Annotated in this window: 14 protein-coding genes; 4 read left to right on the top strand and 10 right to left on the bottom strand. The window is 70.9% G+C overall.

Going from position 1 to position 13,068, the window contains the following annotated elements; translation table 11 throughout:
* Positions 1 to 493, bottom strand: a 493-nt coding sequence (locus AB0M93_RS06080) for a leucine zipper domain-containing protein (RefSeq protein ID WP_364268881.1), incomplete at its 3' end; no start/stop codon positions are given.
* A 127-nt stretch (positions 494 to 620) separates the two neighbouring features.
* Complete coding sequence (locus AB0M93_RS06075) at positions 621 to 1,097, bottom strand: helix-turn-helix domain-containing protein (protein ID WP_364268933.1); 477 nt, start codon at positions 1,095 to 1,097, stop codon at positions 621 to 623.
* Positions 1,098 to 1,188: 91 nt separating this feature from the next.
* On the opposite strand from AB0M93_RS06075, the gene AB0M93_RS06070 reads away from it, so the two are divergent.
* The 3 genes from AB0M93_RS06070 (at position 1,189) to AB0M93_RS06060 (ending at position 2,762) form a co-directional block, all read left to right on the top strand.
* The gene (locus tag AB0M93_RS06070) at positions 1,189 to 1,890 is read left to right on the top strand and encodes an SDR family oxidoreductase (RefSeq protein WP_364268879.1); all 702 of its coding nucleotides are present in this window, start codon (positions 1,189 to 1,191) and stop codon (positions 1,888 to 1,890) included.
* A 16-nt stretch (positions 1,891 to 1,906) separates the two neighbouring features.
* Positions 1,907 to 2,335 carry a tautomerase family protein gene (locus AB0M93_RS06065; protein WP_364268877.1) on the top strand — a complete coding sequence of 143 codons (429 nt, stop codon included), beginning with the start codon at positions 1,907 to 1,909 and terminating at the stop codon, positions 2,333 to 2,335.
* A gap of 127 nt (positions 2,336 to 2,462) precedes the next feature.
* Positions 2,463 to 2,762: a hypothetical protein gene (locus AB0M93_RS06060; RefSeq protein WP_364268875.1), complete on the top strand. Its 300-nt coding sequence runs from the start codon at positions 2,463 to 2,465 to the stop codon at positions 2,760 to 2,762.
* 87 nt (positions 2,763 to 2,849) lie between these two features.
* On the opposite strand, the gene AB0M93_RS06055 is transcribed toward AB0M93_RS06060, so the two are convergent.
* On the bottom strand, positions 2,850 to 3,389 hold the full coding sequence (locus AB0M93_RS06055; protein ID WP_364268873.1) for a hypothetical protein: 540 nt from the start codon (positions 3,387 to 3,389) through the stop codon (positions 2,850 to 2,852).
* 139 nt (positions 3,390 to 3,528) lie between these two features.
* On the opposite strand from AB0M93_RS06055, the gene AB0M93_RS06050 reads away from it, so the two are divergent.
* Positions 3,529 to 6,312 carry a BTAD domain-containing putative transcriptional regulator gene (locus AB0M93_RS06050; RefSeq protein ID WP_364268871.1) on the top strand — a complete coding sequence of 928 codons (2,784 nt, stop codon included), beginning with the start codon at positions 3,529 to 3,531 and terminating at the stop codon, positions 6,310 to 6,312.
* A 104-nt stretch (positions 6,313 to 6,416) separates the two neighbouring features.
* Here the strand turns inward: AB0M93_RS06050 and AB0M93_RS06045 are convergent, their stop codons facing one another.
* The 7 genes from AB0M93_RS06045 to AB0M93_RS06015 form a co-directional block, all read right to left on the bottom strand.
* Complete coding sequence (locus tag AB0M93_RS06045) at positions 6,417 to 6,713, bottom strand: hypothetical protein (protein WP_364268869.1); 297 nt, start codon at positions 6,711 to 6,713, stop codon at positions 6,417 to 6,419.
* Positions 6,714 to 7,505: 792 nt separating this feature from the next.
* Positions 7,506 to 8,159 carry a hypothetical protein gene (locus AB0M93_RS06040; protein WP_364268867.1) on the bottom strand — a complete coding sequence of 218 codons (654 nt, stop codon included), beginning with the start codon at positions 8,157 to 8,159 and terminating at the stop codon, positions 7,506 to 7,508.
* Positions 8,156 to 8,992 carry a G1 family glutamic endopeptidase gene (locus AB0M93_RS06035; protein WP_364268865.1) on the bottom strand — a complete coding sequence of 279 codons (837 nt, stop codon included), beginning with the start codon at positions 8,990 to 8,992 and terminating at the stop codon, positions 8,156 to 8,158. The genes AB0M93_RS06040 and AB0M93_RS06035 overlap by 4 nt, the downstream gene beginning before the upstream one ends.
* Before the next feature lie 105 nt (positions 8,993 to 9,097).
* Entirely contained in the window at positions 9,098 to 9,865 is a 768-nt protein-coding gene (locus tag AB0M93_RS06030) for an AfsR/SARP family transcriptional regulator (protein ID WP_364268863.1), read from the bottom strand.
* Positions 9,866 to 10,063: 198 nt separating this feature from the next.
* Positions 10,064 to 10,198 carry a hypothetical protein gene (locus AB0M93_RS06025; RefSeq protein ID WP_364268861.1) on the bottom strand — a complete coding sequence of 45 codons (135 nt, stop codon included), beginning with the start codon at positions 10,196 to 10,198 and terminating at the stop codon, positions 10,064 to 10,066.
* A 196-nt stretch (positions 10,199 to 10,394) separates the two neighbouring features.
* Entirely contained in the window at positions 10,395 to 11,846 is a 1,452-nt protein-coding gene (locus tag AB0M93_RS06020; protein WP_364268859.1) for a non-reducing end alpha-L-arabinofuranosidase family hydrolase, read from the bottom strand.
* Between the two features lie 197 nt (positions 11,847 to 12,043).
* On the bottom strand, positions 12,044 to 12,949 hold the full coding sequence (locus AB0M93_RS06015; RefSeq protein WP_364268857.1) for an alpha/beta hydrolase: 906 nt from the start codon (positions 12,947 to 12,949) through the stop codon (positions 12,044 to 12,046).
* Positions 12,950 to 13,068: the final 119 nt, after the last annotated feature.

Raw genomic sequence — 13,068 nt, 5'->3', positions numbered from 1 at the left:
TGCGGCCGCCTTGTTGCCGGCCGACGAAGCGGTGTCCGCCGCCGTCGGGGATGTTGCCGAACTTGGTGACATCCACATGGATCAGCGACCCGGGATGATCGTGTTCGTAGCGGCGCAAGGGTTCGCCGGTGACCCGGTCGAGGCGGGACAGGCGGTTGATCCGGCACCGCACCAGCACCGCGTGCACCGTCGAAGCAGGTAGCCGGAGCCGGCCGGCGATCTGGACCGGGCCCAGCCGGTGCCGCCACCGCAACCGCACGATCGCCCGGACCAGGTGCTCGGGGGTGCGGGCCGGGCTGCGGTGCGGGCGGCAGCTGCGGTCGGTCATCCCGGCCACGCCTTCGAGCCGGTAGCGGCGAGCCCACTTCGCGGCGGTCTTGGTAGCGACCATGAACATCTTCGCCGCGGCGGTGCAGGTCCAGCCCTCTTCGACGATCAGGCGGGCCAGCCGCAGGCGGGTGCGTGGAGTCAGGGTGGCGTTAGGGTGGGACACGAAGGCCTCCGGACTGGTGATGTGGTTCCTAGACAGCTCCACTTCACATCCGGAGGCCTTCACCTGTCAGCACGACAGGCCGCCACCAGGTCACCTCAACTCAGGACAACGTCCCTGGACATCACAGCTAGGTCGCCGCCGGAAGGTGCCGGATTTCGATGTCCTCCGAGCGCACCGGTTCGCCGTCTGTGGTCGCGACCACCACGGCGACCTGTTTCCCGTCCGCCCGGCGGGTGAAGGTCAGCGGGGGCTCGTCGTCCTGCAGGTGCCGGTCGCCCCACTGGATGAGCGCCAGGAAAACCGGGAGGAGATCCTCGCCGGCCGGGGTGAGGTGGTACTCGTGGCGCGCGCGGGCGCCGGGCTCGCGGTAGGGGGCGCGGGTCACGATGCCCGCCGACTCCAGCTGCCTGAGGGCGCGAGAGATCGCCGGCGCGGAAGCGCCGATCCGCTCGACGAAGTCGTCGAAGCGCGAAGTGCCGTACAGGCACTCGCGTACCAGCAGAAACGCCGTCTTCGTGCTCAGCAGCTCGAGCGTCTTCGCGGCGGAGCAGTGGTCGCCGATCGTCCACGTCGTCCGGTCGCGCAGCCGGTCCTCGAATTCCATCGTCACCTTCGCTCGCCTGACTAACACTTGCGTTACCCAGTGTAGCGTGATTGCATCTGGGTTACGCAAACGTTAGTCAGAGGGGTGTGCAGTGGGAACATTGACAGGCAAGACCGTCCTCGTCACGGGCGGCCGGCGCGGGCTCGGCGCCGCGATCGTCGACGAGGCGCTGCGGCGCGGGGCCGCGAAGATCTACTCGACCGCGCGGGCGGAGTTCACCGACGATCGGCCGGCCGTGCACCCCCGCGTGCTGGAGGTCCGGTCGGTGGAATCGGTCGCCGCGCTGGCCGCGGAGGCCACCGACGTCGACGTCGTCATCAACAACGCCGGGGTCCTGCTGCCCGCTCCCCTGCTGACCGCCGAGCTCGGCAGCGTCGACGAGACCTTCGACGTCAACGTGCTGGGGCCGTTGCGGGTGGCCCGCGCGTTCGCCCCGATCCTGGCCGCCCGCGGTGGCGGGGCGCTGGTCACCGCGCTGTCCGCGCTGTCCTGGCTGGGCGGGACCGGCGCGTATGGGGCTTCCAAGGCGGCTGCGTGGTCCATCACGAACTCGCTGCGGATCGAACTGGCCGCGCAGGGGACGCAGGTGGTCGGCGTCCACGCGGGGTTCATCGACACGGACATGGTCGCCGCCATGGCCGTGCCCAAGACCTCGCCGGACGAGGTGGCGGCCCGGATCCTCGACGGTCTCGAACGCGGCGACGCGGAGGTCCTCGCCGACACCGTGACCGAGAACGTCAAGAAAGCGCTGTCCGGGCCCGTGACGGACCTGACCGTCGAACTCGCCCGCTGACCAGGGAGGAACCACCGTGCCACTGTGGACGATCTACCACTCGCCGGGCACTCTCACCGCCGGCGAGCGCGACGAGCTGGCGAAGACCGTCGCGGACTTCTACGCCGACGTGGTCGGCCTGCCCCGCTTCTACGTGATGACCCTCTTCCACGAGGTTCCGGCCGACGGCTTCTACGTCGGCGGCGAACCGTCCGGCCGCGCGGTGCGGGTCGTCATCGAGCACATCGCCCGCCGGATCCCGGACAGCACCGCGCGGCGCCGGGCGGCCGCCCGGCTCTCGCGGCTGCTGGCCCCGGTCATGGAGCGGCACCCGGACGTGCACTGGGAGTTCCACATCGACGAGACCAGCGAGGAACTCTGGATGATCAACGGCCTCGTGCCCCCACCGGCCGGATCCCCTGCCGAGCAGGCCTGGGCGGCGGCGAACGCCACCGCCCCCTACTGAACCAACGCCGGCCTGCCGACCTCGGGTGATCACTCGTCAAGGCGGTGGGGGTTCGCCCATTCGGGCCTCGCCGACTACCCGGCGCGAACCTATGGTTCGAGGTTCATCCCACCGGGAGGGTCGTCGGATGGTATCGCTGAGCGCCGGCATGGTCATGAACTACAACCACAAGAAGGTCGTCATCCTCCGGACCGGCCTGAGCATCGACGGTTCGGAGGCCGTGAAGGTCGCCCCGCTCACCACGAGAAAGCCGGGCAGTGGTCGGCACGTCGAGGCGAAAACACTGTGGGGAACCTACTGGATCCCGCTCGGCCAGGTGAGCGACGTCAAGGCCGCAGGCGTGGGCTACGCCGGCTACGGCCCAGGGCGGCTCTCCAAGAAGCTGCTGAACGCTGTCCTGAGGGAACTGGACAAGGGCTCCCAGTAACTCGGAGGTCCGCTCGAAGATTCGACGCTGCTTCTGCAGCTGTCACGAGGGGGTGCCGCGGGACGAACCGCGGCACCCCCTCGTCTGTCAGGACGTGGCGAGAGTGCGTCCCCAGGCGTCGGTGCTGGTGCAGTACGGGTGGGTGTTGCCGAAGCAGGACACACCGACGGCCTGGAAGACGTCGGTGGTCGTCCCGCGATTGATGCTGGGCGTCCAGCACTGGGTCTGGCCGGGCTGGACGTAGCCGTTGCCGCCGGAGGAATCGCAGTTCCACGAACCGATCACCGACCCGCCTCGGATGCGGTCGAGACGCACCTGCCCCCAGTTGCCCGGCTGCACGGCGGCGTAGAACACGATGTAACCCCAGTAACTGCTGCCGCTGCTGCACAGCTGTACCGCACCCACCGCGGCGCCGTCTCCCTGGATGCGCACGTAGTTGGCCGACTGCAACGTGCCTGTCCCGCCGGAATGGTTGCAGTTGGTGACCAGGACCCCCGCCGATGATCCGGTCGTGGCCGCGGCCGTGCCTGTGCCGCCCACCAGCCCGGCCAGGAGGAGGAAGGCGGCGGCGAACAGCGCCGCCCACCGGCGGGTTCCCGTGGGGTGCTGTCTTGTGTCGTCGGACAACGGAATCACCTTTCGTCGATCTTCGATGGTCGCCGACATCGTGGAGGACCGATCGTGTGAACCTCTTGCAAGGTTTCTGCACAGCGCCGCTCGAACCGGTATGCCTGGGGCCGGGGACGAGGGGCAGGGGGTGGTGGGTGTGGTGGTGCGCCTGCTGGGGGAGGTCCGCGTGGAGGCCGGGCAACGGCCGGTGGACCTGGGCACGCCGCGGCAACGCTGCGTGCTGGTGGCCTTGGCCGTCGACGCGGGGCGGGTGGTCCCGGTGGACCGGTTGGTCGAGCGGGTCTGGGGTGCGGAGGCGGCACCCCGGGCGCGCGCGACGCTGCACGGCTACATCTCCCGGCTGCGGCGGGCACTGGCGGACGTCGACGGCGTGACCATCACGCGCCGGTCGGGCGGCTATGTCCTGGCCACCGGCGCGACCGAGCCGGTGGTCGACCTGCACAGGTTCCGTCAGCTGCGCGCGGCGGCCGCCGCGGAAGCCGGCGACGAGCGGGCGGCCGTGCTGTTGACCGACGCGCTGAAGCTGTGGCGCGGACAGGCGTTGACCGGGGTGGACGGCGAGTGGATCGAAACCGAGCGCGACCGGCTCGGGCAGGAGTGGCTGGACGCGCAGCACGAACTGACCGAGACCCGGCTGCGCCTCGGGCACGGCGGGCAGCTGGTGGTCGAGCTGGCCGAGCGGGCAGAGGCACAACCGATGGACGAGCGGGTGGCGGGCCAGTACATGCGTGCTCTGCACGCGGCCGGGCGCACCGCCGACGCGCTGGCGCACTACCAGCGGGTTCGTGCGCGCCTGGTCGAGGAACTGGGCACGGACCCCGGTGCCGCACTCCAGGACCTGCACCACCGGATCCTGTCCTCGTGCCCCACCCCGGCCGGAACATCCCCGCCGGCGGCCGCCGGTTCGGCGGTGCCCCGCGAGCTGCGCGCAGCACCCACGTCGTTCGTGGGGCGCCACGACGCGTTGCACCGGCTGGACGCCGCCCTGGACGCCGCGAGTTCGAGCGGCACGATGATGATCTCGGCGGTCACCGGCGCGGGCGGCCTCGGCAAGACCTGGTTGACCCTGCGGTGGGCACACCGTCATCTCGACCGGTTCCCCGACGGCCAGCTGTTCGTCGATCTGCGCGGCTTCAGCCCGGACGACGTCCCGATGGCGCCGGCCACGGCGCTTCGCGGGTTCCTCGCCGCCTTGGGTGTCGACGAGGGCTCGATCCCGCCCGACGCGCACGCCCGCTCCGCGCTGTTCCGCAGCTTGACCGCGGACAAGCGGATGCTGGTGGTGCTCGACAACGCCGCCAACACCGACCAGGTCGTGCCGCTGCTGCCCGGCGGCGACTCGTGCGCGGTCGTCGTGACCAGCCGCAACCGGCTGGCGGGCCTGGTCACCACGCACGACGCCGGCCACGTGCCGCTGGACGTGCTCTCAGCCGGCGAAGCCCGTGGGCTGCTGACGGCCCGGCTCGGTGCCACGCGGGCCGAGGCCGAGCACGTGGCGATCGAAGAGCTCGTCGCCCTGTGCGGTGGCCTGCCGCTGGCCTTGAGCGTGATCGCCGGCCGCGCCGAGGCGCCCCTGTCGGTCACGGTTTCCGAGCTGCGGCAGTCCGGGATCGGCGGGCTGGCCGACGACGATCCGTCCGCGAGCCTGCCCACCGTGCTCTCCTGGTCGTACCGGGCGCTGAGCGAGGAGCAGGCCGTCGCGTTCGGGCTGCTGGCCGGCACGCCCGGCCCGGACGCGGGCCTGTCCACGGCGGCGAACGTGATCGGCCTCCCCCCGGCGCGCACCCGGGCCGTGTTGCGGGGCCTGGAACAGGCGTCCCTGCTTGATCGTGACGCGCGTGGCCGGTACCGGATGCACGACCTGGTCCGCGCCTACGCCAGTGACACCGCCCGGAACCTGCCCGGCGAAGTGCGAGACGCGGCCTTGCGGCGAGTGCTCGATTACTGCGCCCACACCGCCTTCCACGCCGGCCTGCTGCTGGACGCACACCGCGGACCTGCCGGAATCGCCCCGCCCGAACCCAGTGCGCACGTCCACTCGCTCCCCGATCCCCCGGCGGCGATGGCCTGGTTCGTCTCCGAGCGCGCCCTTCTGTTCGCTGCCCAGCAACTCGCGGTCTCCCAGCGCAGACACGACATCGTGTGGTGGCTGGCCATGTCCTTGGACACGTTCCACCACCGGCGAGGCCACCGCCACGACCGCCTCGCCGTGTGGCTGGCCGCTGCGCACGCCGCGAAGCACCTGGCCCACCCCTCACCTCGTATCATCGCCCACCGGCACCTCGGTCGTGCGTACGCCGCGATGGGACTGCGCGAGGAGGCCGTGGAAAACCTGCACCACGCCATCGCCCTCGCCGAAGAACACGGCAACCGCTACGAACTCGCCCACGCCCACCAGGCGCTCGGACGAGCGTGGGGGCAGCACGACGACCACCGGGCACTGGACCACGCCACGAAGGCACTGCAGCTGTTTTCCGGCCTCGACGCGCCATTGTGCGTAGCCCACGGGCACAACGCGGTCGGCTGGCACACCGCCCGGCTCGGCGACCACGAGACCGCCCGTGGCCACTTCCAGGCTGCCCTCGCCCTGCACCGGGAGCAGCACAACCCCGCGGGCGAGGCGAACAGCCTCGACAGCCTGGGCTACGTCGAGCACAACAGGGGCAACCACCAGCTGGCCATCGACCACTACACGCAAGCCCTCGCCTTGCGTCGCAGCCTGGGCAACGCGTACGACTCCGCCAGCACTCTCGAGCACCTCGGGCCGCCGTACGTCGCCCTCGGCCGGCCGGACCAAGCCCGCACGGTGTGGCAGGAGGCCCAGCGGCTGTACCGGCAGCAAGGACGCGACCAGGACGCGGAAACCGTGCAGCGCCGGCTCGCCACCCTCGGCGGCGATCCGTTCGCGGAACCCGCGTAGCATCCGGGCGCACTGACAATGAGGCATTTCCGGGCGCCTCAGCAGATGCCGAAAGGGGTGTCGCGGTCATTTCCGCGGCACCCCTTTCGGCAATTCGCGTGAGTTCAGCCGCCCACGGCGGCGCCGCCGTCGGCCTGGTCGTTGGCCGCGCAGCTTTGGGGCACCTCGCCCACGTTGCCGACGTGGTGGAGCGGCACCTGGACGATGAGGATGTTGAAGGCGTTGTCGCAGAACCCGACCGCGCCTTCGACGCTGTGCAGCGCGTCCGTGCCGCCCAGGTTGATCAGGCCCACCTGGTCGTCGGTGGTGTAGGTGTCCTGTGTGTCCGCGGCGGCGACACCGCCGGCCGAGAACGCGCCGGCCGCCAGCGCGGCCGTGACCAAACCGATTTTCCTCAACATACGGGGTGACTCCTGAAAACGAGGGAATTGAAGGTGGCCGCGGGAACGTGAAACCCCGCCGCGCGCGAGCAGAAAATACTGCCCGGCCCGCGCCGGTCGCCACCTCACAACGCCATCGGGTGAGTTCCGCACCCCGTTGACCACGCCGCGATTGCCTCGTTCGGGTTATCAGAACCCGGCGGCGAGGTACTTGCCGAAGGCGACCGGCGGAGCGACGTCGACGGTCTTGTCCGCGCAGCCGTCGGCGCGGCTGAGCTGCCACTGCGTCAGGTGGAACACCACCTGGCCGGTGTCCTTGATCGCGCGGGCGATGCCGCCGTCGGGGATCTGGCGGGCTCGGTCGCTGGTCGGCCGCGCGGACCACCGGGCGGACGTCCTCCACGATCGACCGGTTCTCCTGGTACAGAATCTCGTCCCACCGGGTCCAGCCGTGCGGGTCCGCCGCGCCGAGCGGGAAGAAACCGAGCTCGATCTCCTGGTAGCCGGTTGCCTTCACCGCGGCCGGCAGGTCCGCCAGGTTCTTGCGGTTCTTCGCCGGCAGGTGACCGCCCGTCGAATCCATCACCGTGCCCGAGTCGGCGCCGAAGCGCACAACAGCAGCACAGCGGACAGCACCAGTCCGGAACGCGTCATGGTCCCAGCCTGGCGGCCGCCGCCGGTGGTGCCAGGATTTCGGACGTGCTCGAAAGGGTCATGCGGGCACAGCACCGTGCCGGACGAGACCCCGCGCCGGCAGGAAGTGAAGCTGAGGGGGTGCCCGCGCGCGGCGGACACCCCCTCAGCTTCCGGACGTCAGCCGCTGGTGCCGGCCGGGCGGGCGCACGCCGCCAGTACGGTTCCGCCCATCTTGATCCGCAGCTGGGTTGCCGTCGCCTCGCCGAACAGCTGCCCGGTCGGGACCAGGGGCGGTGGCCCGGCGCAGAGGATCGTGCCGTTGTCGCCGCGGTAGATGCCGAGCCCGGCGACCGTGGTTCCGGTGGGCGCGAAGATGAAGAACGCGTCGCCGGTTCCGACGCTGAACTGGACGCCCGGAGAACTCACCGCCGCCGAGGACGCCAGGACCGAAAGGATCGGCCGTTCGGTGGGAGGTGTCGTGGTGAAGTCGACCAGGGACACCGAGCGGGTACCGCCACTGGTCGGGGTTTCCAGGATCAGCACGTGGTTGCGGGTGCCGATGAACATGTACCGCGACACGCCGAGCGTCTGGTGGAACACCGAGCCGGCCGGGCCGCTGACGACGAGCCCCGACACACCCCCGGTGGTCCTCGTGACGGTCCGGTCCCCCATGGTCGTGGTCGGTGCCGAGGACCAGGCGAGCGCGGCGCTGTTGTTGAACAGGCCGTTGGAGATGGTGATCGGGTCCGCCGCCAGCGCCGGCGCCCCGGCCGTCACCATGGCGGTCAGGACGGCGCACACCACCATCGCCGCGCGCCGCACCCGGCTCACTGGTGCGCCCAGGTGACGGCGAAGTTCTGACCGTTCGTGCTGGTGGCGCCGGTGGTGGCGTAGGTGGTGGTCGTGTCCTGCTCCTGGATCCTGGTCCGCTGCCAGGTCGAGCTCGCGGTCATCGACCCGCTGTGGCCGGCGTCGTCACTGCCGACCGAGTTGTTCATCAGCGCCTGGCCGTAGTTCGCCAGCGGGAAGAAGTCGCCGGACCCGAACCGGCCCACGTCCTCGACGACCCAGTCGGCGCTGCTGCGCGAGCAGACGAGCGTGGCCGCGCACGTCTGGGTGGTGGTGAAACTCGTGTGCTGGGTGGCGTCGGCGACGGTGATCGTGAACTGCGCGGTCGCCGCGTTGTAGGTGACGTCCGCGCTCACCGAGTCGCCGGCGTTGATGGTCAGCACCGGCTGGATCGCGTTGGTCGGGAACATCTCCCACCAGAGCTGGTAGACCGGGGTGCTGTTGACGCAGCGGGCCGAGCTGCCGCCCTGCTCGACCGTGCCGTTGGTCCACCCGTCGAAGCCGACCCAGAACACCGCCCAGGCGTCCGACGTCGGACAGGTGACCGGCCGCTGCGTCCACGAACCGTGCACGTGGGTGAAGGTGGCCGCGGGGGTGGACAACGAGGTGATGGCGTAGCCGGCCCAGTTCCGCGAGGTGGCGTTGACCAGCGGGCCGGCCACCGAAGGCGAGTGCCCGCCGAGGAGGTGGGTGTGCTGGGCCGCACCGGCGTACCCGGTGGGCGCGGTCGCGGCGCTCGCGGGCGCCGCGGCCCCGGCGCTGAACACGACCGCCGCCGCGAGGGCGGTGAGCGGCAGGAGCCGTCGAAGTCTCATGGGAATCCCGTCTGTGAAGATCGGCACCGGCGTCGGCAGCCGGGCCCCCGCCGAATCTGGCAGGCAGCACTGAAAACGCCCTGACGCGGCGCTGAAAAACGGTGGTCAGCCGGCCAGCAGCCGGACGGCGAACGCGGACTGGTCGAGGGCCGGGTCCTGCCGCAGGATCGCGATTTCGAGGTCACGCAGGCGCTGGTTGGGGTCGATGCCCAGGTGGTCGGCCAAGGCCGTGCGCAGCTTGCGGTACACCGACAGCGCGTCGGCCTGCCTGCCGGTGCGGTAGAGCGCGAACATCAGCTGGGCGTGGACCTGCTCGTCGAACGGGCGCGCGTCGGCCAGCCGTTCCAGGTCCGGTTCGAGCTGGGCGTGCTCGCCGAGGGCCAGCCGGGCCCGGATCAGCGCCAGCTGCGCCCGCGTGCGCAACCGCTCCAGACCGGCGGCCTGCTCGTCCAGCCACGCCACCCCGCCGACGTCGACCAGCGAACGGTCCCGCCACAGAGCCAGCGCGGCCCGCAGCGTCGTGGCGCTCTGCGCCGGGTCATCGGCGCGCTCACCCCGCTCGACCAGGCGCCGTGCCTCGGTCACGTCCGTCGTGCCGGGCCCGAGGTCGAGCAGGTAACCGGGTGGCCGGGCGACGATCGCGGTCCGGTCGCCGAGCATGCGCCGGAGGGCGGACATGTGGCTCTGCAGGGTGTTCAGGGACACCCCGGCCGCCTTGTCGCCCCACGCCGCTTCGATGAGCGTGCGCGTGCTGACTATTCCGGCGCCGTGCAGGGCGAGCACCGCGAGCACCGCTTTCCGCCGCAGTCCTGTGACCGGCACCGCAGCACCGCCGACGACGGCGTCGACCGGGCCGAGCAGTCTGACACGCACATGGCCTCCCGTCGGTTGCGAGGACGGGCTGGTCCTCGAAACCGACGTTGCCATGATCCGTCGACAATCGGTCGACAATCACCGGTTGTGCGGCCAGAAGGTGACCGGCACACGCAGGTCGTGGCCCGCGGGGTCGAGGGTGAAGTGTTCGGAAACCGTGGCGCGGTAGAGCCGGGTCTTCGCGGTCCAGCTGCGGAATCAGCGTGAAGCCGACGAGCCGTTGTACACCTCGAGGCCCGTCGTCAGGTTCGCACCCGACAGCTCCTCGCCGACGGCCTTCATGAACACCGCGCGGCCCTGGTACACCCGGCACCCGCGAATCGCGAAGATCACGATGCTCCTTGCTCCTTCGCGACAGCGGTCAGTTCGGCAGTGCGGTCCACGAGGTCCCTTCCGTTCGCCGTCACGCGGCGGGGAAGCGTGGAAGACCGGGAGTCCGCGTGGCGCGACATGCGGCCTGTCGAGGCTAGTGGAACGGCAGGACCGAACGACCTGTGGGGGACCCCGGCCGGGGTCCCCCACAGGGTTCCTAGCGCTGCAGGGTCAGCAGACCCGGGCGCCAGGGCAGCTGGTCGTACGGACCGCTGGCGTTCGGGGCCTTGCCCTGGTAGAGCAGCTGCAGGTTGCACGGGTCGACCGTCATCGTCTGGTCCGGGTTGGTGCGGACCAGGTCGCCGTGGCTGATGTCGTTCGTCCAGCTCGCGCCGCTGTTGGCCTTGCCCGCGAACGGGTTGCTCTCGCTGGCCGCCTGCGGGGTCCACGAGCCGCTCAGGCTGGATGCGGTGAACGAGCGGAAGTAGCGGCCGTTCGCGCCCATCGCTTCGACGATCATCAGGTACTGGTTCTGGCCCTGGACCTTGTAGACCTGCACGGCCTCGAACAGGTTGGCCTGCGAGTCGCTCATGACCGTCGTGTAGTTCGAGCCGAAGCTGCCCGGGAAGTTGCCGATCGGCATGCTGGCCCGGTAGATCTTGCCGTTGTCACCGGCGAAGAACAGGTACATGTTCGAGCCGTCGGCGATCAGGGTCTGGTCGATCGGGCCGGTGCCGGAGCCGGAGATGCTGCCCGTGAACAGCGGCTGCGGCGAGGACCAGCCGTTGGGGTTGGTCGGGTCGCTCGACGTGCGGTAGATGAACGGCCACGCACCCCACTGGTAGGCCAGCACCCAGATGTTCTTCGGCGCGAAGTAGAACAGCGTCGGCGCCACCGTGCCCTGGTTCATCCCGGTCTGCCCGGCCGAAGCCATGTCGGACCAGTTCGTGAACGGCGTGAAGGCCATCGAGCCGTACGACGATCCCGAGACGTTCGACGCGTAGACCAGGTGCTTGCCGTTGTAGACGACGTTGGTGAAGTCCTTGAGCGAGACCCACCCGTTCTTCGGCTGCGCCAGCGCGCCCGTCGACGACCAGCGGTAGGACGACGGCAGGGAGCAGCTGCCGCCCGGCGTGGTCGTCGTGGGGGTGGTCGTCGGCGTCGACCCCGACAGGCCCGTCCACTGCTGGTTGCTGCCGCCGTTGCACGTCCAGATCTCCACCGCGGTGCCGTTGGCCGTGCCGGCGCCCGTGACGTCGAGGCAGAGCCCGGACTGCACCCCGACGATCGTGCCGTCGGAGTTGACCCGCCACTGCTGGTTCGCGCCGCCGTGGCAGGTCCAGATCTGCACGCGCGCGCCGGCCGTCGTCGAGGCACCGGACACGTCCAGGCACTTGCCGCCGTACACCGTCAGCTGGTTGCTCGCCGTCGCCGTCCACTGCTGGCCCGCGCCGCCGGAGCAGTCGTAGATCTGCACGGCGGTGCCGTCGGTCTGGCTGGCGTTCGGGACGTCCAGGCACCGGCCCGAACCGACCCCGTGCAGGGCGCCGGTGACGTCGGCCGAGGCCGCGCCGGCCCCCAGCGTCACCCCTACCGCCGACGCCACCGCGACCGTCACCGCGGCGGCCAGGACGGCGATCCGGGATCGGCTCCTGCTTGCTCTGTTCATGACGACCTCTCCCAGTTCAGCACGTGTTATCGCTAACATTCGTTGCGTCAGCCTGGGCTCGGGAAAGAAGGATTGTCAATCCGCGCACCGGGCCGCCCGGGCCCCGGACGGCGCGCCGGGCGACCTTGCCACCTCAACGGCGTCGTCCGGAGTCCACAGTGGACGACCGGGCGGTGAAAGTTACACATCCGCGCCGGTCAGGCGCCCCCGAGGTGGGCGGTGTAAAAGCCGGCCAGCTCGTCGACCGCCGGGCCGACGTACTGCTCGCGGTCGTAGAGGTCGACGTGGGTCGCGCCCTCGATCCACCGCAGCTGCTTCGGCTCGGCGACCACCTCGGTCGTCATGCGCGAGGTGACGGCTTCGGTGCCGGCGATCATCAGCAGCGGCCGGGGCGCGATCAGCCCGGCGAAGCGGCCCGCGTCGAACGCGACGATCCGGTCGAGGCTGTCCCAGGTGAACTCCGCGGCCGCGCGGGGGTGGAACGCCCGGCCGGTGCGGTAGTACTCGAACCCCTCGAAGCCGTGCTGCCCGCCGGCGGCGCGGGCGTCCTCGGCGGTCGGCGGGAAGATCGGGAACGACGTCATCTTCTCGCCGCGCGCTTCCGCGGTGCGGGCCGCGGCCGCGGCGTCCAGCATGCCCTGGACGACGGCGGGGTCCTGGGTGCCGTCGGCGCCCTCGCGGAACATCCGGCCGATGTCGGCGGCGCTGACCGTCGCGACCGCCCGGATCCGGTGGTCGGTGGCGGCGGCGGGGAGCACGTAGCCACCGGAGGCGCAGATGCCGAGGGCACCGATGCGGCCGGCGTCGACCTCGGGCCGCGTCGTCAGGAACGACACGGCGGCCTTGAGGTCCTCGACGCGCTGCCCCGGGTCCTCGAGGCCGCGCGGCAGGCCGCCGCTCTCCCCCTGGTAGGCGGCGTCGAAGGCGAGGGTGACGAACCCCCGCTCGGCCAGGCGGCGGGCGTAGAGGCCGGCGGCCTGCTCTTTGACACCGCCGGCCGGGTGGCCGACGACGACGGCCGGGTGCGGGCCGTCGTGGGCGGGCAGGTACAGGTGACCGGCGATGTCGACGCCGGCGCTGGGGAAACTCACGTTCTCGGTCATGCCTCCACCTTCGGGCCCGGTTGCCGTGGGCGTAAGAGACAGGTCTTCGCCCGGGAAGCGGCGTTCGGGGGAAGGATCCTGCCCACCCACGGCCCTCGTCCACGAGGGACAATCGGCGG

The sequence above is a fragment of the Amycolatopsis sp. NPDC051102 genome, from assembly GCF_040682815.1.
Classification (GTDB): Bacteria; Actinomycetota; Actinomycetes; order Mycobacteriales; family Pseudonocardiaceae; genus Amycolatopsis.
This window is presented reverse-complemented; position numbering and strand designations above follow the sequence as displayed.